Raw genomic sequence first — 25,156 nt, 5'->3', positions numbered from 1 at the left:
GATGGTGCGGAGGGGACGGTGCGGAGGGGACGGTGCGGTCTCAGGCGCTCGCGGCCGGGTCCGCCCGACCGGCGGCGGGTGTCGCGGGCAGGGGTACCGGCGGGACGAGGGCCGCCGGGACGAGCGCCGCCGGGGTGGCCAGCCTGCTGAGCCTGCGCCGCCACGGCGTGACCGGCCGCCCGCCCCGCGCGGTGACCACCGAGACCACCTGCGCCCCGACCACGGCCGCGGTGAAGCCCTCCGCCTCCTCGCGCACGTCCGCGTCCGCCACGACCTCGCCCGCCGCCGCGGCCCGGTCCAGCAGGTCGCGCACCACGGCCGCGAGGCAGGCGAAGTGCACGCCGGCCACCAGGTCGAACAGCTCGCTGGTGTAGAGCAGCCGCACCCCGACCCGCACGGTCCGGTCCTCGCGCACCAGCAGGCCCATCCGCTCGGTCAGGGCGACCAGCGTGCGCAGCGGCCCGGCCCCGCCGCCCTCCAGTTCGGCGCGCACGTCGTGCCAGCGGCGGAAGTACTCCTCGACGACGGCGACCGCGAGCGCCTGCTTGGACGGGAAGTGCCGGTACAGCGCGCCCTTCGTCACCGAGACGTGCCGGCAGACGGCCTCCAGCGACGTGGCCTCGTAGCCCTGGCGGTCGAACAGCTCGATGCTCGCGGCGACCAGGGCGGCCCTGGTGCGGGCTCCCCGGGCCGGATCGTTCACGCGGGTCCTCCACGGCTTCGGTGCTGTGACACAGAGTAGTTTTCCGTGCACGAGAGGTCAACGCGGTGGTTCGACGCGCAACCCCGCCCACACCTCCGGCCGCACCACGGCGGGCAGCCAGGACCGCCAGACCCGGACCAGGCCCCGGGTCACCGCGTCGGCCGCGTCCACCCCCATGCCCACCAGGTGCGCGCCCACCAGCTCGGCCACGAGCCCCTCCGCCAGCGCCGGCAGGTCGCCGTCCTCGCGCAGCTCGCCGCGCGCCGCCGCGCCCCGCAGCAGGTCGTGCACGGTGGAGCGCCACCGCGCGAGCTGCCGCTCGGCCACCTCCTCCGACACCGGCGACCGGAACACCAGCCGCCGCACCGCCGGGTCGTCCGCCGCGTACCCGAGGTCCACCAGCACCTGCAACGGGCTGCGGTGCACGCGCTGGAGTCGCTCGCGCGCCCGCGCCCACTCCCGGGCGTGCGCCTCCACCAGCGCCACCGCGAGCGCCTTCTTCGAGCTGAAGTGGCCGTACAGCGCGCCTTTGGTGACCCCGGCCCGGAGGCAGACGTCGTCCACCGTGGCACGCACGTACCCGTCGCGCTCGAACACCTCGGCCGCCGCCGCGAGCAGCTCGTCGCGGGTCGTCACCGCCGTCTGCGGGTCCACCGGGCCACCGCCGCCGCCCGCTCCAGCTCGCGCGCCGGGGTGTCGAGCACCCGACCCAGCCAGGCCCGCCAGTACGGACCGGGGATGCGCTTGCCGCGCTCCCACCGGGACACCTCCTCGCGGGTGACGCTGGCGTTGCCGGAGGCCGCGTGGAGCCGCGACGCCAGGTCGTGCTGGGTCAACCCGCGCCCTCGGCGCAGCTCCGGCAGGAGGTCGCTGATCGGTCGGGGCTCGTCCGGCACGGCGGCACCTCTCCTCGGCGATCGGTCGCGATCGTCATCCTGGCACCGATCCGTGCGGCCAATCCGGTGATACCGGCGGAACACCGGCGGTCCCCAGCGCGCGGGCGAGCGCCAACGTGTCGGCGTACCACCGGAAGTCGCTGATCAGGCCGTTCCGGACGGACACCGCCAGGGCGAAGTCGAAGGACCGGGATTCGCCGCTCACGTGCACCCGCGCGTGCAGCTGCCCGGTCAGCACGGCGTCCGCCCCGGCGGCCACCAGCCGCCCGGTGGTGACGCCGGTCAGCTCGAACGCGCCGAGGAAGGCGAGGAAGAACGCCTCGACCTCGCGCGGCGAGCGCACCGCCTCCGGCCACGGCGCGCCCGGCACGGGCACCGCCCACCACCGCACCCGGTCGGCGAACAACCGGCCCGCGCCCGCGGCGTCGGCGGCCGCCCACCGGGCGACGAGCCGCTCCACCGCCGCCGTGGCCCCGCCTACCACCGCGGCCCGCTCGGGCGGGGGACGCCCGGCGGTGCCCCGGGTCCCGGCGGCGCGGCGGGGGTCGACGGTGTCACGGGCGCCTCCCGGCACGCGGTGGTCTCCGGACTCCCCAGTGTGGGGCGGGCCGGACCCGGGCGCACGGGGCCATTGGGGTGCCCCCGGGTGGGGCCGGTCGGCTCCGCGCGGCGCGGACCGGGGGCCACCCGCCAGGCGGCCACCGGATGTGGTGTCCCGCGCGCGGCGTGGACCGGAGGTCACCGCCGGGCGGCCACCGAGTGATGTCCCGGTCGGTCCCGCGCGGCGCGGACCGGGGGTGCCTGCGGGTGGTACCGGCGGACGGGGCGGCCCCGCGCCCACCGCTCCGGGCAGTCCTGCTGTCCGGTCCTACCGGCTCGCGGAGTTCCCGACCGCCGCCCGACCCGCCCGCCCGCACCCGGCCACTCGAATTCGACTCGAATTCGACGAATCGTCGAAACGGACCGTCGAACGCACATCGAACCAGGTTACGTCGTTGACGTGTGCCGAACACTTTCGTAATACTCTGTTCGCACTTCTGGATAGCGTTCACGGATATGAACGAACTCGCCGGGGAAGGCCCCTCGACATGCGGATTATCAGTTCTGCGCTAGTACTCGCCTGCGCCCTCGGCGCGCTGGTGCCCGCAGCCGCGCAAGCAGGTCCCGACCTGGGCAGACAGGTCCTGGAGCCCGGGAACGGCTGGGCGTCGAGCGGTACCGGGACCACCGGTGGGTCGAAAGCGACAACGGAGCACGTCGTGCGCACGGCCGCGGAATTGCGGGCCGCGCTGGCGGCGCCCGCACCGCGCCTGATCAAAGTCCGGGGCGTCATCGACGTGCGCCAGGACTGCACCTCTTACGCGGTCGACGGATACACCCTGCCCGCCTACCTGGCGGCCTACGACCCGGCCGTCTGGGGACGCGACAGCGAACCCAGCGGCCCGCTGGAAGATGCCCGCGCCGCGTCCGCGCAGCGGCAACTGGCGGCGATCGGCTTCCCGGTGGGGAGCGACACCACGATCGTCGGAGACGGGCGCGGCGCGGGCATCACGGGCGCGAGCCTGCGCATCCACAGCGCGAGCAACGTGATCGTCCGCAACCTCACCTTCCGCGACACCCGCGACTGCTTCCCGCAGTGGGACCCGACCGACGGCGCCGAGGGCAACTGGAACTCCGCCTACGACGCGGTGTCCCTCCAGCGCGCCACGAACGTGTGGGTCGACCACAACACCTTCACCGACCAGCCCCACCCGGACAGCGCCGCGCCGAGCTACTTCGGGCGCCCGTTCCAGCAGCACGACGGCTCGCTGGACATGACCAACGGCACCGACCTGGTCACCGCGTCGCACAACCTGTTCGAGGACCACGGCAAGACGATGCTCATCGGCTCGTCGAACACCTCGACCACCGACCCGGGCAAGCTGCGCGTCTCCGTGCACCACAACGTCTTCCGCAACGTGGAGGAACGCCTGCCGCGCGTGCGCTTCGGCCAGGTGCACGTCTACAACAACCTCTACGAGCCCGGCCCGACGTTCGTCTACGCCTGGGGCGTGGGCGTGCAGTCCGCCCTGTACGTGGAGAACAACTACGTCAAGCTCGGCGGCGGCGGCTCCGTCGAGGACCTCATCCACAACTGGGGCGGCACCGCCATCACCGAGACCGGCACCCTGGTCGACGGCAGGCCGGTCGACGTGCTGGCCGCCTTCAACGCCGCCAACCCGACCGCGCGGCTCTCCGGCGACGCCGGGTGGACGCCCACGCTGAACCGCGGCCTGGAGCCCACCCACCGGATCAAGAACCTCAGGGCGGGCGCGCTCCAGCGCGAGCGCTACCACGTCGCCAAGGGCACCGACTTCGACACCGTGCAGGCCGCCGTCGACGCCGCGCCCGCCGGCACCACCATCACCCTCGGCAAGGGCGTCTACCGCGAGGTCCTCCGGGTCCCCGCGACCAAGCGGGACCTCACCCTCAAGGGCTCCACCGGCACCGCCCGCGACGTGGTCATCGACTACGACAACGCCGGCGGTACCCCGAAGCCCGACGGCACCACCCACGGCACCACGGGCTCGGCCACGGCCACCATCGAGGCCGACGGCTTCACCGCCCGCGACCTGACGTTCAGCAACTCCTTCGACCGGGCGGCGCACCCGGAGATCACCGCCACCCAGGCCGTCGCGGTCAAGGCCACCGGCGACCGGCAGTACTACGACCGCGTCCGCTTCCTCGGCCACCAGGACACCCTGTACGCCGACACGAGGTCCGCCGACACCCGGGCCCGCCAGTACTACCGGGGCTGCGAGATCGTCGGCGACGTCGACTTCGTCTTCGGCCGCGCGACCGCCGTGTTCGACCAGGTCAGGATCCACGCGCTGCACCGCGACGGCGAGCCCGCCGGGTACGTCACCGCCGCGAGCACCCGCCGCGACAACCCGCACGGCTTCCTCGTCGTGAACTCGACCATCACCAGCGACGCCCCCGACGGCTCCTACTACCTGGGCCGCCCGTGGCACCCCGGCGGCGACCCCGACGCGATCGGCTCCGTCGTCATCCGAGACACCAGGCTGCCCGCCGCGGTCAAGGCCGCCCCGTGGACCGACATGTCCGGCTTCCCGTGGCGCGGGGCCCGGTTCGCCGAGTACCGCAACTCCGGTCCGGGCGCCGGCACCGGCGCCGACCGGCCCCAGCTCACCGCCGAGCAGGCCCGGCAGCACACCGTCCGCGCGTACCTCGGCGACTGGATCCCCGCATGAGGACACGCACCTGGGCGCCCTACGCGCTCATCGCGCCGACGCTGCTGCTGATGGCGGTGTTCCTGGTCTACCCCATCGCCAGCGTCGTCTACTACAGCCTCCAGCGCTACAACGTGACCCAGCCGTGGAAGAACGGCTTCGCGGGTCTCGACAACTTCAAGCAGATGCTGTTCGACGACCCGCTGTTCTGGCAGAGCCTCGCGTTCAGCGCCAAGTGGGTGCTCGTCGAGGTCGGGCTCCAGCTGCTCCTCGGCCTGGTCCTCGCCCTGATCGTCAACGAGACGTTCGTCGGGCGCGGCGTGGCGCGGGCGCTGGTGTTCTCGCCGTGGGCGGTCTCGGGCGTGCTCACCACGGGCATCTGGATCCTGCTGCTCAACCCGTCCACCGGCATCTTCCAGGTCCTCTCGGAGTGGGGCATCGGCTCGCCGGGCACCTCGGTGCTGGGCAACCCCGACACGGTCTTCGACGCCCTGGTGGTGACCGAGCTGTGGCGCGGCGTGCCGTTCTTCGCGATCCTGCTGCTCGCCGACCTCCAGAGCATCCCCAAGGACCTCTACGAGGCGGCGTCCGTGGACGGCGCGAGCCGGTGGCGGCGCTTCACCAGCGTCACCCTGCCGCACCTCAAGGACGCGATCATCCTGTCCACCCTGCTGCGCGCGGTGTGGGAGTTCAACAACGTGGACCTCATCTACACCCTGACCGGCGGCGGGCCGGCGAACCAGACCACGACCCTGCCGCTGTACGTGGCGCGGCAGGCCGTCGACTCGCACAACTTCGGGTACGGCTCGGCGCTCACCGTGGCCGGGTTCCTGATCCTGCTGTTCTTCTCGATCGTGTACCTGCGGGTGTCGAAGTTCGGGAGTCGGGCATGACCGAGACGCTGGGCAAGACCGACACCCTGGTGCGCGAGGTCGTCGACACCACGCACGCGAAGCCGCCGACCCGGCGCCGCCGCCGCCGCGCGGTGGCCGAGGAGCCGGGCAAGCCGTGGATGATCCACGTGCCGCTCGTGCTCTACCTGCTGTTCACGCTCGTCCCGTTCTACTGGATGCTGGTGTTCGCGGTGCGGCCGGCCGGCTCGACGCAGCTCGTGCCGTGGCCCATCTCGTTCGAGCACTTCGACACGGTGTGGAACGACATCGGGTTCGGCGTCTTCTTCTACAACAGCGTGGTCATGGGCCTGGGCGTGCTCGTGTTCGTGACCGTGCTGTCGGTGATGGGCGGGTACGCGCTGGCGCGGTTCCGGTTCCGCGGCCAGCGGGTCTTCCTGCTGGCCATGCTGTGCAGCCAGTTCATCCCCGGCGCGATGATGCTGATCCCGCTGTTCGTGATCTTCAAGGGCCTCGGGCTGCTCAACAGCATCACCGGCCTGGTGATCGCGGAGGTGGCGTTCCAGCTGCCGCTGTCGCTGATCCTGATGGCCGGGTTCATCCGCAACATCTCCGTGGAGCTGGAAGAAGCCGCGATGGTCGACGGCTGCTCGCGCCTGCGGGCGTTCTTCGCGGTCGTCCTGCCGCAGCTCAAGCCCGCCCTGGTGGCGGTCGGGTCGTTCGCGTTCATCGGCGCCTGGAACAACTTCCTGTTCGCGCTGATGTTCGCGACGAGGCAGGACAAGTTCACCCTGCCGGTCGGCCTGAGCTACACGCTGGGTGAGTTCAACACCGATTTCGGAGCACTCGCCGCCGGTGGCGTGGTCGCGGCCGTGCCGGTGGTCCTGGTTTTCGCCGTCGTGCAGCGGTTCCTGGTGCAGGGGCTCAGTGCCGGGGCTGTGAAGGGATAGGAGCATCATGAGAAAACTGCTGGTCGCCGTGGCCGCTGCCGCGCTGGCGCTGTCCGCCTGCTCGTCCGAGGGGGGTGCGGGGAACGACGGGAACGTCACCATCACCTTCTGGGACAACAACGGCGGACCCGCCCGCGAGCCCATCTACAAGGAGCTCATCACGCGCTTCGAGGCCGCGAACCCGACCATCAAGGTCGAGTACGTCGGCATCCCCAGCGCGTCGGTGCAGCAGAAGTACGACACCGCCATCGCCGGCGGCGAGACGCCCGACGTGGGCGGCGTGACCACCTCGTACCTCGCGCACCTGGTCGGCCAGGAGGCGCTGGTCCCCCTCGACGACCGCATCAACGGCGGGCCGCTGAAGGAGAAGCTGCTGCCCTCGCTGGTGGAGACGGTCCGCCAGACCGCGCCGGACGGCAAGCTCTACATCGTTCCGTCCTCCGCCAACATGGACATCATCTGGTACCGCACCGACTGGTTCCAGGACGCCGGCATCGAGCCGCCGAAGACCTGGGACGAGTTCGTCACCGCGGCCACGGAGCTCACCGACACGGGCGCGAACAGGTACGGCTACACCATCCGCGGCGGCGCCGGCTCGGTGTTCCAGCTGATCACCGAGGCGTACGCGTACTCCGGCGTGGACGAGTTCTTCAAGGACGGCCGGAGCACCCTGGGCGACGGCGCCAACGCCGAGCTGGTCGACAAGGTCGCGAAGCTCTACAAGAAGGCCACGCCCGAGGCCGACGTCAACAACAGCTTCACCCAGATGATCGCCCAGTTCACCGGCGGCTCGGTCGCGATGATGCACCACAACCTGGGCTCCTACAGCGACGTGACCAAGGCGCTCGGCGACAAGGTCGCCGCGATCCCGCTGCCGGTCGGCCCCAGCGGCAAGCGGACCGTCGTGCCCAACCCGACCGACGGCTTCGCGGTGTTCAAGAACAGCGAGAACCAGGACGCGGCGTGGAAGTTCGCCGAGTTCCTGACCTCCGCCGAGTCCAACAGCTACTGGAACGAGAAGGTCGGCCAGATCCCGGCCAACACCGACGTGCGCGGCGCGGCCTGGATCGACGAGGCCGCCCACGTGAAGATGGCGCTCGGCGTCCTGGAGGACCCCGCCACCGTCCTCGTGCCCGCGCCGGTCTACCTGCCGCAGTACTCCTCGATCACCAAGACCGACAGCGAGCCCCAGTACCAGAAGGTGCTCCTCGGCGAGCTGAGCGCCCAGCAGTTCCTCGACGACATGGCGGCCAAGCTCACCGAGGCGCAGAAGGAGTGGGAGGACCGCAAATGATCGAGCGCGTCGAGGTGTCGGTGTTCACGACCACCGCGTGGACCGCGGTGGACCCGCACGGGCACCGGCACCCGAGCGCCGAGCACGAGATCCGCGAGGCCGTGCTGGAGATCACCGACTCCGACGGCGTGGTGGGCCGCGTGCAGGCGCACCCCGACCAGCTGCGGCCCGCCGTGCTGGAGTCGATCGTCAAGCCCGTCCTGATCGGGGCCGACCCCTGGGACCGCGAGCTGCTGTGGCGCAGGATGGCCCGCAAGCAGCGCGGCTCGCACGGCCGGTTCACCGACCGGGCGCTGGGCTACGTCGACACCGCGCTGTGGGACCTGGTGGGCAAGCGGGCCGAGCTGCCGGTGTGGAAGCTCATCGGCGGCGCCCGCTCCCGCATCCCCGCCTACGCCAGCACCATGTGCGGTGACGAGATCCCCGGCGGCCTGTCGACCCCCGGCGACTACGCCGGGTTCGCCGAGCAGCTGGTGGCGCGCGGGTACCGGGCGATCAAGCTGCACACCTGGATGCCGCCGGTGCCCGGCGCGCCGAACGTGCGGGCCGACATCGCCGCCTGCGAGGCCGTGCGCGAGGCGGTGGGTCCGGGCGTGGCGCTCATGCTCGACGCCAACCACTGGTACTCGCGCACCGAGGCGCTGGAGCTGGGCCGCGCCCTGGAGCAGCTGGACTACTACTGGTTCGAGGAGCCGATGGAGGAGGCGTCGATCAGCTCCTACCGGTGGCTGTCCGAGCAGCTGTCCATCCCGGTCATCGGGCCCGAGGTGGCGTGGGGCAAGCACCTGAGCCGCGCCGAGTGGGTGACCTCCGGGGCGTGCGACATCCTCCGCGCCGGGCCCACCGACGTGGGCGGCATCTCGCCGACGCTCAAGGCCCTGCACCTGGCCGAGGCGTTCAACATGGACTGCGAGATCCACGGCGACGGCGCCGCCAGCCTGGCCGTGCTGGGCGGCACCGACAACGGCCGCTGGTACGAGCGCGGCCTGCTGCACCCGCTCCACGACTTCGACCGCGTGCCGCCCCACCGGCTCGCGCTCGCCGACCCGCTCGACGACGAGGGCTTCGTCTCCCCGTCGACCTCTCCCGGACTGGGTGACGAGTTCGACGTCGAGCACATCCGCAAGCACACCGTCGAGAGGTGGTGATCACGGTGTAACGCCCGCGACCGCCGCCAGGACCACCGCCGCCAGGACCACCGCCGCCAGGAGTACCGCCGCCGGTTCCTTTTCCATCCACAGTCGTATGGAGGAAACCGCATGTCCCGCAAGTCATCCCGTGCGCTGCTCGCGGCCACGGCCCTCGTCGCCACCGCCGTCATGGTGGCCCCGTCGGCCAACGCCGCCTCGTTCAACCTCGAGGGTTGGGCCACGCAGTGCGGCGGCACCACCGGTGGTAGTGGTGGCACGACGGTGAACGTCGGCAGCGACGCGACCGCGTTCATCAACGCGGCCAAGTCCAGCACCACCTCGATCATCCGGGTCTCCGGCAGCATCACGCTGTCCAGCATGACGAAGGTGGCGTCCAACAAGACGATCATCGGCGTCGGCTCGGGCGCCACGATCACCGGCCACGGCCTGAACGTGTCGGAGGCCAGCAACGTCATCATCCGGAACCTGAACTTCAGGAACTGGAAGGACGACGCGATCAACGTCCAGTACTCGACGCGCGTCTGGATCGACCACAACAGCCTGTCCAACGGCTACGACGGTGCGATCGACGTCAAGCGCGCGTCCGACTGCGTGACGATCTCGTGGAACAAGATCAGCAGCCACGACAAGTCCATGCTGCTGGGCCACAGCGACGACAACGGTGGCGAGGACCGCGGCAAGCTGCGGGTCAGCTACCACCACAACTGGTTCGACGGCACCGGCCAGCGCCACCCGCGGGTCCGCTTCGGCAACCCCGTGCACGTCTACAACAACTACTACGGCGGGGTGACCTCCTACGGTGTCGCCTCGACGGAGGAGGCGGGCGTCCTCGTCGAGGGCAACTACTTCGAGAACACCGAGGACCCGTTCCACCGCGGTGAGGGCAGCTCCGACCCGGCCAACCTGGTGGCGCGCAACAACCACTTCGTGAACTCGGGTTCGGGCGACCAGGGCGGCAGCGTCAAGTCGATCCCGTACTCCTACGCGCTGGACTCGGCGAGCAGCGTGAAGTCGACCGTGCAGAGCGGCGCGGGCGTGGGCAAGGTCTCGGGCTGAACCCCGGCCTGACCCCTCCCGTCCCCGTGTGACGACGGCCCCCGGCGGTTTCCGCCGGGGGCCGTTCCCGTGGGGCCGGGTCAGGCCGGGGTCCGGTCGGGCGGGGCCCGGTCAGGCAGGCCGGTCGGGCAGGGCCCGGCCAGGCGGTGGCGACGGGCTGCCGGAGGATCGTGCGCAGCTTCTCGGGCGCGACCCGGCGGAGATCGCTCAGGTAGACCTCGTGGTGCCTGCCTGCCGGTCGGGCGCAAGCCGTGCTCGGGGATGAACCGGTGGTGCATCCGGTGCGGGACGTCGGCCTCGTCGTCGTCTCGCGTACCTGCCGGACCCGGTCCACCGCCCCACCCCAGTGCCGGGACCGGGTGCGGCGGGGCCTCGGGAGCCGTCCCGCGGCCCCACCGCTCGTCCCGGCACCGCCGGACCGGCTACCCCGGGATCCGGGGCAGGCTCCCGGTCGGGCTCTCGTCGGGCGGGGGGTTGCGCGGGTCGTCGTCGTCCGGCTTCCGCGGCTCGTCGGGGGACATGGTCACCTCCTCTCCTCGGATTCGGGCTCGGGCTCGGGCACCGCTCCGGTTCCGGGGTAGGGCAGGACCAGCACGGTGACGTCGTCGCGGCTGCCGTGCTCGCGGGCGGCCTCGACGAGCAGCTCGGCGCAGTGCCCGGGGTCGTGCCCGTGCCCGGCGAGCAGGGCGGCGAAGTCCCCGGGCGGCAGCTTCAGGCCGTCGGAGGCCAGCACCAGCAGGCGGGCGATCGCCTCGACGCCCTCGACGCCGCCGACCGGGACGCGGGCGAGGCTGTGCAGGAGCTGGTGGTCGTGGGCGGCGGCCTCGGCCTCCGCCGCGCCGGCGCGGCGCAGCTCTTCGCCGACCGTGTGGGGCGAGGTGAAGCGGCGCAGCGCGCCGTCGTCCTTGAGGCCGTAGGCGGCGCTGTCGCCGGCCCACGCGATGCGCCAGTGGCCGCCGGGGCGGACCGACGCGACCACCACCGCGCCGTCGGGCCCCGGTGCGTCGGAGAGCGGCTCGGTCCACGCCTCGGCGGCGGCGACGAGGCCGAGCACCGGCGTCCGCCGGGCGGCGACCCGGGCCGCGGTGGTGGCCGCCACCGCGGCGAACTCGACCACCTCGCGCCCGGAGCCGGTGCCGTCGACGACCGCGGCGGCGAGCACGCCGTGGTGGACGTGGTGGGCGTGGGCGTCGGCGTTGCGCGGCCGGTTCGGGCCCCGCGAGGTGGCGGCGCCGACCGTGCGGCGGGCTGTCGGTGTCGCGGTCATGGCGGCGTGTCCTCCCCGGACCCCGCCGGGCCCGGCGGGTCCCGACCGAAGGTAGGGGCACCGCGGGGGCGGTGGCGCGACCGTCACCCGTCGGTGCGGACGTCTTCACGCCGTCGTGGATCCGGTACCGCCGGGGGAGGTTCGGCGGTCCCGACCCGATCGGCGGTGGCGGTCCCGACCCGATCGGCGGTGGCGGTGCCGCGGTCGGTCCCGCGACACCGCCACCGGTCAGCGGATCAGGCGCGCCGCCACTTCTGGTTCGCGCCGCCCGTGCACCCCCACTGCTGGAGCGGCGTACCGCCGCCGCCCCAGGAGGTGACGTCCACGCACTTGTTGGCCTGCGGGTTGACCAGGTCGCCCGCGCCGCTCAGCACGAACTGCTGGGCGGGGTTGCCGGAGCACCGGGCCAGCTGGATCGCGGCCCCGTTGTCGCGCGAGCCCCACGCCACGTCCATGCACAGGCCGAACGCCCGCACCGTGCCGTCACCGGGGAAGGCCCAGTTCTGCGCGGCGGTGCCGTTGCAGTCCCACACCTGGAGCCGCCGGCCCTCGACCGCGTTGCTGTTCGGCACGTCGACGCACCTGTCCTGGTAGCCGATGATCCGGCCGGCGCCGCCGCCACCGCCCGTGGTGGTCAGCTGGAGGCCGTAGACGCCGAGGATCTCGTTGAGCGGCTGGAACAGCGTGGTGCCACCGGACGAGCAGTTGCCCGAGCCGCCCGAGGTGACGCCCTGCGCCTGGTTGCCCGCCGGCCACGCGCCGCCGGAGTCGCCGCCCTCGGCGCACGCGGTGGTCGAGGTCAGGCCGTGGACCAGGCGGCCCGAGTAGTTGACGGTGACGTTCTTGGCCTGGACGGTGCCGCAGCGCCGGCCCGTGGTGCGGCCGGAGCGGCACACCGACGCGCCGACGCCCGCCTCCTGCGAGCCCGCCACCGCGACGCTGCCGCCCGAGTGGTTGTTCACGTAGGGGGTGGGGGTCCAGTTGGCGTTGGTCCGCACCCAGGCGTAGTCGTTCTCCGGGAACGAGGAGCCGGCGAACGTGCCCTGGGCGACGTTGTTGTGGCCCAGCGTGGGGCTGCCCGTGCCGCCGCAGTGCCCGGCCGTGACGAAACCGCCGTTGTTCACCGAGAAGCCGACCGAGCACAGCGTGTTGCCGTTGATGACGTACTGGTCGCCGCCCCGGAGCCCGTCGTCGCCGTACCAGGCCCCGCCGAAGCGGTCGCCCAGGCGCGCCCTCAGCGCCCGCTCGACCGGCACGGAGGCGGACTCGGCGGCCTGGTGGACGGCGGCCCGCGCCGGGTCCCAGCCCAGGTCCCGCTCCAGCGCGACGTGCAGGGGGTCGGCGGCCGGTGCGGCCTGGGCGGCGGGGACGACGACGAACGCGGCGGCCACCACCGCCGCGCAGCACTGCGCGACCAATCTCACGACAGCTCCTGATGCAGGGAGGAGAGGTGTGAGAGTGCTCTCGTGAGGAAGCTTCGCAGTTGGTCCAGACCTCGTCACCAGGGTCGGTGAGAGCGCTCTTCGAGACGGTTGTCCGGAAAATGCCTGGTCGGACCGTGACGGATCGGGCCCGTCGGGGATGATGCGCGCGTGGACTTCCGCTCCTGGTTCCGCCACCCGCCCGAGCCGCCTGCGTCCTCTGCCCGGACCGCCCCCGCCCGAACCGCCCCCGGTGGCGGCGCACTGGCCCTCGGTCGAGCTGCCGGCCAACCCTGCGGCTTCGTGCTGCGGCCGGGGCAGGTGCCCGAGTGGGAGCGGCTGACCGCCGAGCTGGGCCTGCACGGGTGAGACGACCGCGTCCCCCGGCGGCCGTGGCCACCGGGGGACGCGGGGTCGTCGCGCTTACGGGTTGATGTTGAGGGTGAAGGTGGTGGTGCGGTTGCGGATGTTCTCCTGGTTGTTGCTCAACCGCAGGTTGTTGAACGTCGCCGAGCCCACCGCCGGGCCCTGACCGGCCTCCGGCATCTCGTTGACCCAGATGCCGATGCCCGACTTGGCCTCGAACGCGTCACCGCTGAGCCGCGCCCCGGAGATCGAGACGTTGGTGAACACCGTGTCCTGGACCGGGTTCTGGGGCTGTCCGCCCACGTAGTTGGTCTGGAACATGATGCCGCTGTAGGTCGGGTCGATGATGTCCACGTCGTTGACCCGGATGCCCCGGAACGGCTTGGACGCCGAGAACATCCAGATCGCCGGGAACGTCTGCGCGCCCCAGAAGTGGCCACCGGTGCGCACCAGCGTGATCCCGCTGAACGTGGTCGGCTCGGGCCCGAAGCCGTTCATCGGGTAGCCGAAGTCCAGCGAGCTGATCGTGACGCCCGAGTAGGTCAGCGTGTCGGCCACGTAGATGTTGCGGAAGGTGTTGAGGTAGCCGCCGTACACCGCCAGGCCCGCCGCGCGCCACGGCGTCAGGGACGTCAGGTTCTCGTAGATGTTGTTCTTCTCGTCCGCGCCGCCCGCGTCGATCGCCGAGAACAGCGCGAAGCTGTCGTCACCGGTCGAGCGCGCCTCGATGTTCTGCACGAGGTTGTCCGTGCTGCCGTTGGTCATGTTGATGCCGTCGGCGAACATGTTGCGGATGCGCGAGTTCTTGATGGTCATGAAGTCGGTGTTCGCGCCCCAGTAGAGGCACACCATGTGCTCGGCCCAGATGTTGTCGATGGTGATGTTGGCGACGTTGCTGAAGTCGAACACCTTGCCGGGGCCGTCGATCCGCGACACGTAGTTGCCGAAGAACGAGAACCCGCTGAACGTCGAGCCGTTGACGGAGGCTTCGGCGCGGAAGCCCGCGTCGGTGTTCTCCTGCGTGCTCGGCACGACGAACCTGGTGAACCACGGCCCGGCGCCGATCACGCGCACCGGCTTGCCGTACACCTGGAACTTCTGCGCGGTGGTGTAGGTGCCCGCCGGCAGGTAGACGCCGAGCAGGGTGCCGGTGGTGTCCATGCGGAACCGGTCGAGCGCGTTCTGCACGTCCTGGTGGCCGAACCCGGTGGGCGTTGTGTAGCGCGCCGGGTCCGGGTTGCCCTGCGCCGCCACCTGCTCGAAGTTGACGAAGTCGACGGCGTAGGTGGTGGTGTTGGCCGCGTCCTTCTGGAGCTTGATCTTCGTGCCGGCCGGGAACGTGCCGTTGAGCACGACGTTGGCCTCGTCGTAGATGTGCCGCGGTCCGCCGGCGCTCGGCGAGTTGCCCGGGTTGGCCTCGTTGCCGTAGAGCCAGATGTGCCGCGAGGTCAGGTCGATGGCCTTGTGGAACGTGCCGTTGACGTAGACGTTGAGCGTGGAGTTGATCCCGCCGCCGCCCGGGGCGTCGGGGATGGAGAAGCGGGTGACCAGGGTGTTGGTCGACACGCCGGTGGTGAACTCGACGGACGCGCCGGTGCTGTTCAGCGTCACCGCGCGGCGGCCGGACGCCTCGCCGGCGAGGTCGCCGATGGTGCGGTTCGGGCCGATCTTCTGCGCGCCGCCCGCGGTCACGCCGTCCTCGGCCTCGACGTGCTGCCACGGCACGTTCGCGCCGCGGCCGACGAACAGCGGCTGGTTGGACAGGTTGTTGCCCTGCCGCGCGGCGATCTCGTTGGCGTCCACCGCGACCTGCGTGCGCACGGTGTAGTTGCCGTTCGCGGCGGTCCACGAGCCCAGGTTGACCTGCGGGCTCGACTGGCCGGGCTGGAGCGTGCCGGTGAAGCTGCCGGTCAGCGTGCGCACCGTCCCGCCGGAGGCGTTGAGCAGGGTCAGCGTGACGCCGTGCGCGCCGCCGGCGGAGGCGATGCTGCCGTCGTTGCGGATCACCGCGGTGAAGGTCGTGCTCTGGCCGTTGGAGGGGTTGCCGGGCGACCAGCTGATCGTGCCGACGAGGTCCGAGCTGGGCACCGGGGTGATCACCAGCGCGGACGGGTGCACGCGGGCGTTGTTGGCCTCGTTCTGCTCGACGACCTTCTTCGTCTCGTCGACCTTGGCGGTGTACTCGTAGGAGCCCGCGCCGCGCGCGCCGATGTCCGCGGTGACGGTCGCGGACGCGCCCGCCGCCAGCGCGCCCACCTGGGCGGTGCCGACGGACTGGGTGCCGAGGAAGAACGTCACGTCGGTGGCGCCGGACGCCGCCGTGCCCGCGTTGCGCACGGTGGCCGACAGCGTGACCGCGGCGCTCTCGACCGGGTTCGCCGGGGTGAACGAGGTGCCGGTGACGGTCAGGTCCGGGTTGGGCGCGGCCACGCCGAACACCTGGAACTCGGCGACCTGGCCGCCGGGCGCGCCGCTGTTGGCGGTGATGCGCAGCTGCACGTCCGCGACGCGGCCGGACAGCGGGATGCTCACCGAGTTGCCCGAGGCCGGGTTGAACGCGTAGTCCCGGGCCGGGACCAGGCTGGTGAAGCCGGACGCGCTTTGCTCGCGGCCCAGCACCTGGATGTTCTGCGTGCGGGGGCCCCACGCGGTCGACGGGTTGAGCTTGACCACCACGGAGCTGAGGTCGGCGTTGGAGCCGAGCTGCGTGGTGAGCGTGTTCGGGTAGGTGGCGCCCTCCCAGTAGGTGTTCAGGTCGTCGTCGTTGGCGTTGGCCGCGACGAAGGTGAACGTGTGGGAGCTGGCGGTGATCGGCCTGCCCTTGGCCAGGTTCTGGCCGCTGCCGCCCGACCCGGGCCGGGTCACGGTGTTGCTGGGCGGCGACTGGTTGCCCGCCGCGTCCTTGGCGATCACGTGGTAGCTGACCGCGACGCCGTCGGGCTGGGTGTCGGTGTAGGCCAGCACGGTGCCCGCGACGCTGGTGCGCAGCTGGCCGTTGGCGTAGACGTCGTAGCCGGTGACCCCGGTGTTGTCGCCGGCCGCCGACCAGGTGAGCCGGATCTGCCCGGACTGCGGCGTCGTGTACGCCAGGTTGGTCGGCGCGCTGGGCGCCTGGGTGTCGCCGCCGGAGGTGCCGTGCACCTCGAACTCCGAGATCTGCCCGGCGGGCCAGCCGGTGTTGCCGGTGATCAGCAGCCGCAGGTACCGCGTCGTGGTCGCGGTGAACGGGATGGTCACCGTGTTGTTCGAGGCGGGGTTGAACGTGTACTGGGCCGACGCCACCAGGTCGCTGAACGAGGTGCCGTTCGCGCTGTGCTGCACGGCCAGCGTCTGGGTGCGGGAGCTCCAGTTCGCGGTGGGCAGCTTCAGCACCACGCGGTCGACCTTCAGCGCCGCGCCGAGGTCGGCCCGCAGCCACTGCGGGAACGCGTTGTTCGAGCTCTCCCAGTAGGTGGCCTGGTTGCCGTCGCCGGCGTTGCCCGGCTGGTAGACGTCGCTGTGGCTGCTCGCGGTGTAGGTGGCGGGCAGCAGGGCCTGCGCGTCGACGACCCGGCGGACGTCGATCTCGGCCAGCTGCGCGCCGTCGTCGGCGCTGTTGCCGGTCACCTCGACCTGCACGTAGCGGGCCAGGGTCGGGTCGACGTCGAACGTCACCTGGTTGCCGGCGGCGGGGCTGAACGTGTGCGTGCCGGAGGGCACGAGCGTGGCCAGGCCCTTGCCGTCCAGGCTGGTCCGGACGCTGAGGGTCTGCCGCCGTTCGCCCCAGTGCTCGGGCACCGACAGCCGGACCTGGTCGATCCGGGTGGGCGCGCCGAGGTCGAGGCCGACCGTCCGGGGGAGGGAGTCGGTCTGCCAGTAGGTGTCCCGGTCGCCGTCGTTCACCAGGGCGGTGGAGGGCGCGCCCTGGGCGGCGGGGGAGACCAGGGTCAACGCGGTCAGGGACAGTGCGAGCAGTGCTGCGGCTAGGCGTGAACGAGCACGTGTCGTCGATGACATCGGTGCCGGCCCTTCTCGTGGGGCGGTGCAGGGGGAGCCGCAAGCAGGGGGAACTTCCGAGTTGTCGATAAGTTCCGTCCGCTTGTCGATTTTTTGCGCAGTGCGCTCGAAGAGTTACAGACCGGATGTGTGAAAGTCAACACATCAGACGCACGCCGAAGGCCGCCCGCGGGAAGCGGACGGCCTTCGGGGGAGTTCCGGGTCGGGCGGCTAGCTCCGCCGCACGATGACCCGCTGGAGCGCGATGAACGCCAGCAGCAGGGCCCCGATCACGATCTTGGTCCACCAGGAGGACAGCGTGCCCTCGAACGAGATCAGCGTCTGGATCGTGCCCAGCACCAGCACGCCCACCACCGAGCCGACCACGAAGCCGACCCCGCCCGACAGCAGGCTGCCGCCCACCACCACGGCGGCGATGGCGTCCAGCTCCATGCCCACCGCGTGCAGGCTGTAGCCGGACAGCATGTAGAGGCTGAACAGCAGGCCGGCCAGCGCCGAGCAGAAGCCGCTGATCACGTACACGCCGATCTTGACGCGCGTGGTGGCCAGGCCCATCAGCCGCGCCGAGGACTCGCTGCCGCCCACCGCGTACACCGTGCGCCCGAACCGGGTCAGGTGCAGCACGTACACCGCGGCCAGCACCGCCACCAGCGCGATCACCACGCCGTAGGTGATGGTCACGCCACCGGGCAGCTCGATCGTGCCGGTGGCCAGCGAGCGGAACGCCGGGTCCTTGATCGACACCGACTCCACGCTGATCACGAAGCACAGGCCGCGGGCCAGGAACATGCCCGCCAGGGTCACGATGAACGGCTGCACGCCGAACCGGTGGATCACCCAGCCCATCGCCAGGCCGAGGCCGGAGCCCGCCGCGAGCACCGCGAGCACCACCAGCAGCGGCGGCCACCCGGCGCGCAGGGCCGCCGCCGCGATCATCGTCGACAGCGCCACCACCGAGCCCACCGACAGGTCGATGCCGCCGGTCAGGATCACGAAGGTCATGCCGACCGCGAGCACGATCAGGAACGCGTTGTCGATGAACAGGTTCGCCACCACCTGCCCGGACGCGAACCCCTCGTAGCGCACCGAGCCGACGCCGAACGTCGCCACGAACACCACGAACGTCGCGATCACCGGCAGGAACCGCGAGGGCACCCGCCGCAGGCCGCCGGGCGCGGGCGCCCTCGGGGTCGTCTTCTCCCCGGCCGTCGTCGCCGTCATCGCAGCGCCACCCCTCGCCTCACCCGGATCCTGACCGGTGCCTGCACCAGGCACACCGCGATCACCACGACCGCCTTGAACACCAGCGTGATCTCCGGCGCGATGCCGGCCGTGTAGACCGTCGTGGTCAGCGTCTGGATGATCAGCGCGCCCAGCAGCGTGCCGGTCAGCGAGTACCGGCCGCCCGCCAGCGAGGTGCCGCCGATGACCACCGCCAGGATCGCGTCCATCTCGATCCACAGCCCGGCGTTGTTGGCGTCCGCCGCGCTCACGTTGGAGCTGATCATCAGCCCGGCGACGCCCGCGCACAGCGCCGCGAACACGTACACCGTCCAGATGATCGTGCGCGACCGCACGCCCGCCAGCCGCGACGCCTCCGGGTTCACGCCGACCGACTCGATCAGCATCCCCAGGGCCGTGCGCCGGGTCGCCAGCGCGACCAGGCCCAGCACCGCGAGGCTGATCAGGATCGCGATCGGCAGCACCAGGAAGCCCGCGCCCACCTGCCGGTAGACGGGGGAGTCCACGGTGATGATCTGGCCCTCGGTGATCAGCATCGCCACCCCGCGCCCGGCCGTCATCAGCACCAGGGTGGCGATGATCGGCTGGATGCCCAGCACCGAGACCAGGAAGCCGTTCCACAGCCCCAGCACCGCGCACAGCGCCAGCGCCAGGCCCATGGCGACCCACGGGTTGCCGCCGGAGGCGATGTGCGTGCACGTCACCGCGCCCGCGATGGCCGCCACCGCGCCCACCGACAGGTCGATGCCGCGGGTGGCGATGACCAGCGTCATGCCCAGCGCGATCAGCAGCGTCGGCGCGCCGTTGCGCAGGATGTCCACCAGGCTGCCGAACAGCGCGCCGTCCTGGATCCGCAGCGCGAAGAACGTCGGCGTGAACACCACGTTCAGCAGCAGCAGGGCGGCCAGCGCCAGGGCCGGCCAGAGCAGTCGGTTCCTCACGAGGCCACCGCCTTGTCGATCGGCGCCACGACGACCCGGGCCTCGGCGGGCTCGTCGACGTGACCGGCGATCAGCTCCATCACGTCGTCCACGCCGGCGTCGCCGCCCAGTTCGGCCACCATCTTCCGGTCGCGCATCACCACCACCCGGTCGGAGATGCGGACCACCTCCTCCAGCTCGGCGGAGATGAACACGACCGCCATCCCCTCGGTGGCCAGGTCCGCCACCAGCTTCTGGATCTGCGCCTTCGCGCCCACGTCGATGCCGCGCGTCGGCTCGTCCAGGATCAGCAGCCGGGGCTCGGTCACCAGCCACCGCGCCAGCAGCACCTTCTGCTGGTTGCCGCCGGACAGGTCGCCGACCACCTTCTCCGGGTCGGCCGGCCGGATGTCCAGCGCCTCGATGTACTTCGCCACCAGCTCGTCGGCGACCTTGCGCGGCACCGGCCGGGCCCAGCCGCGGGCCGCCTGGAGGGCCAGGATCAGGTTGTCGCGCACGCTCAGGTCCGCCACGACGCCCTCGGCCTTGCGGTCCTCCGAGGAGAACGCGATGCCCGCCGCGATGGCCGACCGGGGTCCGCGCAGGTTCAGCGGCTCGCCGTCCACCAGCACGCGGCCCGAGTCGGCCCTGTCCGCGCCGTAGAGCAGCCGCGCCACCTCGGTGCGGCCCGAACCCAGCAGCCCGGCCAGGCCCACCACCTCGCCCGCCCGGATGGTCAGGTCGAACGGCTCCACCGAGCCCTTGCGCCCGAGGTCCTCGGCCACCAGCAGCGGCTCACCGGGCGTGCCCGAGCGGCGCTCGATCTCCTCCAGCAGGCCGACCTCGCGGCCCAGCATGGCCGACACCAGGTCGATGCGGCTCAGCGACGCGGTCAGGTGCTCGCCCACCAGGCGGCCGTTGCGCAGCACGGTCATCCGGTCGGAGATCTCGTAGACCTGCTCCAGGAAGTGCGTCACGAACAGCACCGCCACGCCCTCGTCGCGCAGCACCCGGATGATCCGGAACAGCTCCGCGACCTCGTCGGCGTCCAGGCTGGAGGTCGGCTCGTCCAGCACCAGCACCCGCGCGTCCACCGCCACCGCCCGCGCGATGGCCACCAGCTGCTGCACCGCGATCGGGTGGCTGCCCAGCACCGACGCGGGGTCGACGTCCAGCCCGATGCGCGCCAGCAGCTCGGCGGAGCGCCCGCGCATGGCTCGACCGTCGATCCGGCCGAACTTCCGCGGCTCGCGGCCGAGCAGGATGTTCTCCGCGACGGTCAGGTTCGAGCAGAGGTTGACCTCCTGGTACACCGTGCTGATCCCGGCCGCCTGGGCCTGCGCGGGCCCGCCGAACGAGACCACCTCGCCCGCGTACCGGACCTCGCCCGCCGCGAGGCGGTGAACCCCGGTCAACGCCTTGATGAGCGTGGACTTGCCCGCCCCGTTCTCGCCCATCAGGGCGTGGACCTCACCCGGGAACAGCCGGAAATCCACCTCCTCCAGGGCTCTCACGCCGGGGAACTCAACCGAGATGCCCCGCATGTCGACGACCGGCTCGGTCACCGGACAACTCCCCTCGCACGGCTGGGTGCGGTCCCCCGCCACCACACCCGGAGGGTGGCGGGGGACCGCGGTCTGGAAAGTCAGTACTTGCGCTCGGGGAGCGCGGCCTTGGCCTGTTCGGAGGTGAAGGTGGTCTCCTCGGTCACCACCCGCGACGGGACCTCCTCGCCCGCCACGACCTTCTTCGCCAGCTCCATCAGCTGCTTGCCCAGCAGCGGGTTGCACTCGACGATGAAGTTGATCTCCCCGGCGGCCAGCGCGGTCATGCCGTCCTTCACCGCGTCCACGGTGATGATCTTGATGTCCTTGCCGGGCACCTTGCCCGCCGCCTTGATCGCCTCGATCGCGCCCAGGCCCATGTCGTCGTTGTGCGCGTACACCACGTCGATGTCCGGCACGGACTTCAGGAACGCCTCCATGACCTGCTTGCCGCCCGACCGCGTGAAGTCACCGGTCTGCGAGGCCACGACCTTGAGGTTCGTGCCCTCGATGGCCTTCTCGAAGCCCTCCTTGCGGTCGATCGCGGGGGCCGCGCCCGTGGTGCCCTGGAGCTCGACGACGTTGGTCGCGTCGCCGGCGTTCTCCTTCAGCCACTCGGCGGCCTTCCTGCCCTCCTCGACGAAGTCGGAGCCCAGGAAGGTCTTGTAGAGCGAGGTGTCCTCCGAGTCGATCGCGCGGTCGGTCAGGATCACCGGGATGTCGGCCCGCTGGGCCTCCAGCAGCACGGTGTCCCAGCCGGTCTCCACCACCGGGCTGAAGGCGATCACGTCCACCTTCTGCTGGATGAACGACCGGATCGCCTTGATCTGGTTCTCCTGCCGCTGCTGCGCGTCGGAGAACTTCAGCTCGACGCCCGCCGCGGCGGCCTCGTCCTGCACCGACTTCGTGTTCGCGGTGCGCCACCCGCTCTCGGCACCCACCTGGGCGAAGCCCATGGTGATCTTGCCGTCGTCGGCGCCCGACGACCCCGCGTTCCCGGACCCTCCGGAGCCGCACGCGGTCAGCGCGGCCAACAGGACCGCGCTGGCGGCGGTCGCGATCTTCTTGAGCACTGGTCTTCCTCCGTGTGAAACCGAGACACTGGCGGGGTCGGCGAACCGCGTGACGGTGGTCACCTGGGCCACAAGAGTGAACGCTCACAATCGTCACGTCAACCCCCACGAAGCGTCAACTTCATGCGCTTGACATGTTTGGAGAGACGGACATATGTTAGCGCTCACTTTTGTGACTCAGCGCACGTCGACCCCCGGCCGTCCTGTTCACGCCGCGCGGTGAACCCCGCGCTCGACGACGAGAGCGACGCCCCATGTTCTCCCTTCGCCACCGTCCACGCACCATCGCGACGGTCCTCATCGCGACCCTCGTCGCCGCGATGACGAGCGGCACCCCCGCCGGCGCCGACCCGACCGCCGCCAACGGCCCCGCCGGCGCCGCCAATGGTCCCGCCGCCACCGCCGACGGTCCCACCGACGGCCTGGCCGCGCACTACCCGCTCACCGAGACGGCGGGAACCGTCGCCCGGGACGCCTCGGGCGCCGGCCGCGACGCCACCGTCCTCGGCGACGCCACCCCCGCCGGCCCGGACGGCCTCCAGCTCGGCGGCACCGACGGCCACGTGAAGCTGCCCGACCACCTCCTGCGCGGCCTGACCGAGGTCAGCGTCTCGGTCCAGGTCCGCCTCGCACCGGACCAGGCCACCCCCTACTTCATCTGGGGCCTGGGCAACTCCTCGGGCAGCTCCGGCAACGGCTACCTCTTCACCACCGGCAACGCCTACCGGACCTCCATCGCCACCGGCAACTGGTCCACCGAGCAGACCACCACCGCGGGCCGCGACCTCGCCCGGGGCGTGTGGAAGACGCTGACCTACACCCTCGCCGACGGCACCGCCGTGCTCTACGAGGACGGCGTGGAGGTCGCCCGCAACACCGGCGTCACCACCACCCCCGCGATGATCGGCAACGGCAGCACCACGGCCAACCACCTCGGCCGCTCGGTCTACCGCGGCGACCGCCACCTCAAGGGCGCCGTCCGCGACTTCCGCCTGTACGACCGGGCCCTCACCGCCGCCGAAGCCCACGACCTCGGCTTCGTCCCGGTCGAGGAGAAGGCCCGCCGCGACCTGGCCGCCCTCGACCTCGGCGACCTGGCCGCCGTCACCGCGAACCTGACCCTCCCCACCACCGGCCCGTACGGCTCGGCCATCGGCTGGCGGTCGAGCGACCCGCGGCACGTGACCGATCAAGGCGTCGTCACCCGCCCCGCGGCCGGCAAGCGCCCGGTCACGCTCGCCCTGACCGCGAGCGTCGCCGACCAGACCCGCCGGTTCCCGGTCACCGTGCTCCCCGAGTTGACCGACCGCCGGAAGGTCGACGAGGCAGCCGCCGCCCTGGCGGTGTGGAACCCGCAGGACATCCGGGGCAACATCACCCTGCCCACCACCGGCCTCCACGGCACGCGCGTGACGTGGAAGACGACGAAGAAGAAGGTGATCACCGAGACCGGCGAGGTCACCCGCCCCGCCCACGGCGAGCGCCCGGAGCGGGTGCTCCTCCTGGCGGTGGTCGAGAGCGGCAAGCGGAAGGCCGTCCGCCTCTTCTCCGTCACGGTGACGCCGCTGCCGCGGCAGCAGCCCTACGAGGGCTACCTGTTCGGCTACTTCACCGGCGAGGGCACCGCCACCGGCGAGCAGGTGCACCTCGCCGCCAGCCGCGGCAACGACGCGCTCAAGTGGGACGAGCTCAACGGCGGCAAGCCGGTGCTCACCTCCTCTCTGGGGGACGGGGGCGTGCGCGACCCGTTCATCATCCGGTCGCCGGAGGGCGACAGGTTCTTCCTCATCGCCACCGACCTGAAGATGCACGGCAACGGCAACTGGGACCTGGTGCAGCGCAGGGGCAGCCGCCACATCGAGGTGTGGGAGTCCACCGACCTGGTCAACTGGTCGGAGCAGCGCCACGTGCGGGTATCACCGGAGACGGCGGGCAACACCTGGGCGCCCGAGGCGTACTACGACGAGTCCATCGGCGCGTACGTCGTCTTCTGGGCCTCCAAGCTCTACGCCGTGGACGACCCGCAGCACACCGGCAACACCTACAACAAGATGCTCTACGCGACCACGCGGGACTTCCGCACCTTCACCGAGCCGGAGGTCTGGGTCGACCCGGGTTACTCGGTCATCGACTCGACCGTGATCCGGCACGGCGCGGAGTTCTACCGCTTCACCAAGGACGAGCGGAACAACACCTCCACCACCCCGTGCAGCAAGTTCATCCTGGCCGAGAAGTCGACCCGGCTGCGCGACACCTCCTACGACTTCGTCGCCGACTGCATCGGCAAGGGCTCGATCAACCAGGGCGAGGGCCCGACGGTGTTCAAGTCCAACACCGAGGACAGGTGGTACCTGTTCATCGACGAGTTCGGCGGTCGCGGCTACGTCCCCTTCGAGACCACCGACCTCGCCTCAGGGCAGTGGCGGCCCGCTACCGGCTACGAGCTGCCCAGCCGGCCGCGGCACGGCACCGTGCTGCCGGTGACCAAGGCCGAACTCGACCGGGTCCGCGCCGCCCACCCCTGACCCGACGACCCGCCCCCCGACACCACCACCTCCACCCCGATCCGCGGCCGGTCGCACCGACATCCACGACGCGACCGGCCGCACCCCCAGCTCCCGGGGGCACGAGCGGTGAGCCACGGGACCCGACCGGCGTTCCGCAGGGGTACTGGCGGTCCCCTGCGTGGCGCGGTAGGCGTTGCGCGGCGGCACCGAGCGTGCCTCGCGGGGCCCGGGTGTACTCCGCAGGACGCTGCCGCGCCCTGCGGAGTACGGCCGGTGCTTCGCGGGAGGCGGCACCCCCGCCACCCGCGTGGCACACCCGACTCCTGTCCCCGGAGCCCGGCCGCATGTGACCTCGAAGCTCGATTCGGACTAGGGCCGGCTCGGGCTCGGGCTGAGACCGGGTCGGCCGTACCGGAGTCGGAGCCGGCCGGAGCCGGAGCCGGAACTGACGCTGGTGCCGGAGTGGGGCCGGGCTGGTGCCGGGGCTGGGCCGACCCTGGTGTCGGTGTCGGTGCAGTCGAGGCGCCGGCATCGGGACGACCGGCCTGGTGGGTGGTCGGAGGTCCGGGGTTGCCGGCTTCTCCGGGCCGCCGTGCCTCGACGGCCGGCAAATCCCCGCTACCGCAGATCTTGCCGCCCCAGACTCCGCCGCCCCAGACTCCGCCGCCCCAGACTCCGCCGCCGCTGAC

The 25,156-nt window shown here is 71.7% G+C and carries 19 protein-coding genes; 8 read left to right on the top strand and 11 right to left on the bottom strand.

Annotated elements, in window-relative coordinates:
• Positions 1–40 precede the first annotated feature (40 nt).
• Genes Q5530_RS20340 through Q5530_RS20325 form a run of 4 tightly spaced genes read right to left on the bottom strand, consistent with a single transcriptional unit; the run spans position 41 to position 2,173 of the window.
• The gene (locus tag Q5530_RS20340) at positions 41–703 is read right to left on the bottom strand and encodes a TetR family transcriptional regulator (RefSeq protein WP_415364271.1); all 663 of its coding nucleotides are present in this window, start codon (positions 701–703) and stop codon (positions 41–43) included.
• Between the two features lie 57 nt (positions 704–760).
• Positions 761–1,357 (bottom strand): TetR family transcriptional regulator, encoded by a 597-nt coding sequence (locus tag Q5530_RS20335; RefSeq protein ID WP_415364270.1) that lies wholly within the window; start codon positions 1,355–1,357, stop codon positions 761–763.
• Positions 1,336–1,599, bottom strand: coding sequence for a helix-turn-helix domain-containing protein (locus tag Q5530_RS20330; protein ID WP_344035596.1), 264 nt, complete (start codon positions 1,597–1,599; stop codon positions 1,336–1,338). The genes Q5530_RS20335 and Q5530_RS20330 overlap by 22 nt, the downstream gene beginning before the upstream one ends.
• Before the next feature lie 34 nt (positions 1,600–1,633).
• The gene (locus Q5530_RS20325) at positions 1,634–2,173 is read right to left on the bottom strand and encodes a nuclear transport factor 2 family protein (protein ID WP_415364269.1); all 540 of its coding nucleotides are present in this window, start codon (positions 2,171–2,173) and stop codon (positions 1,634–1,636) included.
• A gap of 685 nt (positions 2,174–2,858) precedes the next feature.
• Between Q5530_RS20325 and Q5530_RS20320 the strand changes: the two genes are divergently transcribed.
• The 6 genes from Q5530_RS20320 to Q5530_RS20295 all read left to right on the top strand — a co-directional run bounded on the left by Q5530_RS20320 (position 2,859) and on the right by Q5530_RS20295 (position 10,131).
• Positions 2,859–4,850 (top strand): pectinesterase family protein, encoded by a 1,992-nt coding sequence (locus tag Q5530_RS20320; protein ID WP_415364268.1) that lies wholly within the window; start codon positions 2,859–2,861, stop codon positions 4,848–4,850.
• Complete coding sequence (locus tag Q5530_RS20315) at positions 4,847–5,722, top strand: carbohydrate ABC transporter permease (protein WP_380635435.1); 876 nt, start codon at positions 4,847–4,849, stop codon at positions 5,720–5,722. The genes Q5530_RS20320 and Q5530_RS20315 overlap by 4 nt, the downstream gene beginning before the upstream one ends.
• Positions 5,719–6,630: a carbohydrate ABC transporter permease gene (locus tag Q5530_RS20310; RefSeq protein ID WP_415364266.1), complete on the top strand. Its 912-nt coding sequence runs from the start codon at positions 5,719–5,721 to the stop codon at positions 6,628–6,630. Before Q5530_RS20315 ends, Q5530_RS20310 begins: the two co-directional genes overlap by 4 nt.
• Before the next feature lie 7 nt (positions 6,631–6,637).
• Positions 6,638–7,924: an ABC transporter substrate-binding protein gene (locus Q5530_RS20305; RefSeq protein WP_415364264.1), complete on the top strand. Its 1,287-nt coding sequence runs from the start codon at positions 6,638–6,640 to the stop codon at positions 7,922–7,924.
• Positions 7,921–9,072, top strand: coding sequence for an enolase C-terminal domain-like protein (locus Q5530_RS20300; protein ID WP_415364263.1), 1,152 nt, complete (start codon positions 7,921–7,923; stop codon positions 9,070–9,072). The genes Q5530_RS20305 and Q5530_RS20300 overlap by 4 nt, the downstream gene beginning before the upstream one ends.
• A 111-nt stretch (positions 9,073–9,183) precedes the next feature.
• Positions 9,184–10,131 (top strand): pectate lyase family protein, encoded by a 948-nt coding sequence (locus Q5530_RS20295; protein ID WP_415364262.1) that lies wholly within the window; start codon positions 9,184–9,186, stop codon positions 10,129–10,131.
• Between the two features lie 523 nt (positions 10,132–10,654).
• Here Q5530_RS20295 and Q5530_RS20290 read toward each other — a convergent pair.
• Positions 10,655–11,398, bottom strand: a complete 744-nt coding sequence (locus Q5530_RS20290; RefSeq protein WP_415364261.1) for a PP2C family protein-serine/threonine phosphatase — start codon at positions 11,396–11,398, stop codon at positions 10,655–10,657.
• A 236-nt stretch (positions 11,399–11,634) separates the two neighbouring features.
• Positions 11,635–12,822 carry a ricin-type beta-trefoil lectin domain protein gene (locus Q5530_RS20285; RefSeq protein ID WP_415364260.1) on the bottom strand — a complete coding sequence of 396 codons (1,188 nt, stop codon included), beginning with the start codon at positions 12,820–12,822 and terminating at the stop codon, positions 11,635–11,637.
• A 168-nt stretch (positions 12,823–12,990) separates the two neighbouring features.
• On the opposite strand from Q5530_RS20285, the gene Q5530_RS20280 reads away from it, so the two are divergent.
• Positions 12,991–13,188 carry a hypothetical protein gene (locus tag Q5530_RS20280; protein ID WP_415364259.1) on the top strand — a complete coding sequence of 66 codons (198 nt, stop codon included), beginning with the start codon at positions 12,991–12,993 and terminating at the stop codon, positions 13,186–13,188.
• Between the two features lie 54 nt (positions 13,189–13,242).
• Here Q5530_RS20280 and Q5530_RS20275 read toward each other — a convergent pair whose 3' ends face one another.
• The 5 genes from Q5530_RS20275 to Q5530_RS20255 all read right to left on the bottom strand — a co-directional run bounded on the left by Q5530_RS20275 (position 13,243) and on the right by Q5530_RS20255 (position 21,960).
• Positions 13,243–17,115 carry a discoidin domain-containing protein gene (locus Q5530_RS20275; RefSeq protein WP_415364258.1) on the bottom strand — a complete coding sequence of 1,291 codons (3,873 nt, stop codon included), beginning with the start codon at positions 17,113–17,115 and terminating at the stop codon, positions 13,243–13,245.
• A gap of 276 nt (positions 17,116–17,391) precedes the next feature.
• The gene (gene yjfF, locus Q5530_RS20270; RefSeq protein WP_415364256.1) at positions 17,392–18,402 is read right to left on the bottom strand and encodes a galactofuranose ABC transporter, permease protein YjfF; all 1,011 of its coding nucleotides are present in this window, start codon (positions 18,400–18,402) and stop codon (positions 17,392–17,394) included.
• On the bottom strand, positions 18,399–19,364 hold the full coding sequence (locus tag Q5530_RS20265; protein ID WP_415364254.1) for an ABC transporter permease: 966 nt from the start codon (positions 19,362–19,364) through the stop codon (positions 18,399–18,401). Before Q5530_RS20265 ends, yjfF begins: the two co-directional genes overlap by 4 nt.
• Complete coding sequence (locus Q5530_RS20260) at positions 19,361–20,887, bottom strand: sugar ABC transporter ATP-binding protein (protein ID WP_415364573.1); 1,527 nt, start codon at positions 20,885–20,887, stop codon at positions 19,361–19,363. Before Q5530_RS20260 ends, Q5530_RS20265 begins: the two co-directional genes overlap by 4 nt.
• Positions 20,888–20,988: 101 nt before the next feature.
• Positions 20,989–21,960 (bottom strand): ABC transporter substrate-binding protein, encoded by a 972-nt coding sequence (locus tag Q5530_RS20255; RefSeq protein WP_415364252.1) that lies wholly within the window; start codon positions 21,958–21,960, stop codon positions 20,989–20,991.
• A 254-nt stretch (positions 21,961–22,214) separates the two neighbouring features.
• Between Q5530_RS20255 and Q5530_RS20250 the strand changes: the two genes are divergently transcribed.
• The gene (locus Q5530_RS20250) at positions 22,215–24,485 is read left to right on the top strand and encodes an immunoglobulin-like domain-containing protein (RefSeq protein WP_415364251.1); all 2,271 of its coding nucleotides are present in this window, start codon (positions 22,215–22,217) and stop codon (positions 24,483–24,485) included.
• Positions 24,486–25,156: the final 671 nt, after the last annotated feature.

The sequence above is a fragment of the Saccharothrix sp. BKS2 genome (assembly GCF_047689505.1).
Taxonomy (GTDB): Bacteria; Actinomycetota; Actinomycetes; order Mycobacteriales; family Pseudonocardiaceae; genus Actinosynnema; species Actinosynnema lopnurensis.
The sequence above is the reverse complement of the archived record's forward strand: the minus strand, read 5'-3'. Positions and strand labels throughout refer to the sequence as shown.

What these genes read in the sequence shown, in the direction of transcription:
- Q5530_RS20315 (WP_380635435.1), top strand. Translation starts at nt 4,847, where the DNA reads ATGAGGACACGCACCTGGGCGCCCTACGCGCTCATCGCGCCGACGCTG.
- Q5530_RS20310 (WP_415364266.1), top strand. Translation starts at nt 5,719, where the DNA reads ATGACCGAGACGCTGGGCAAGACCGACACCCTGGTGCGCGAGGTCGTC.
- Q5530_RS20305 (WP_415364264.1), top strand. Translation starts at nt 6,638, where the DNA reads ATGAGAAAACTGCTGGTCGCCGTGGCCGCTGCCGCGCTGGCGCTGTCC.
- Q5530_RS20300 (WP_415364263.1), top strand. Translation starts at nt 7,921, where the DNA reads ATGATCGAGCGCGTCGAGGTGTCGGTGTTCACGACCACCGCGTGGACC.
- Q5530_RS20295 (WP_415364262.1), top strand. Translation starts at nt 9,184, where the DNA reads ATGTCCCGCAAGTCATCCCGTGCGCTGCTCGCGGCCACGGCCCTCGTC.
- Q5530_RS20290 (WP_415364261.1), bottom strand. Translation starts at nt 11,398, where the DNA reads ATGACCGCGACACCGACAGCCCGCCGCACGGTCGGCGCCGCCACCTCG.
- yjfF (WP_415364256.1), bottom strand. Translation starts at nt 18,402, where the DNA reads ATGACGGCGACGACGGCCGGGGAGAAGACGACCCCGAGGGCGCCCGCG.
- Q5530_RS20260 (WP_415364573.1), bottom strand. Translation starts at nt 20,887, where the DNA reads ATGCGGGGCATCTCGGTTGAGTTCCCCGGCGTGAGAGCCCTGGAGGAG.
- Q5530_RS20250 (WP_415364251.1), top strand. Translation starts at nt 22,215, where the DNA reads ATGTTCTCCCTTCGCCACCGTCCACGCACCATCGCGACGGTCCTCATC.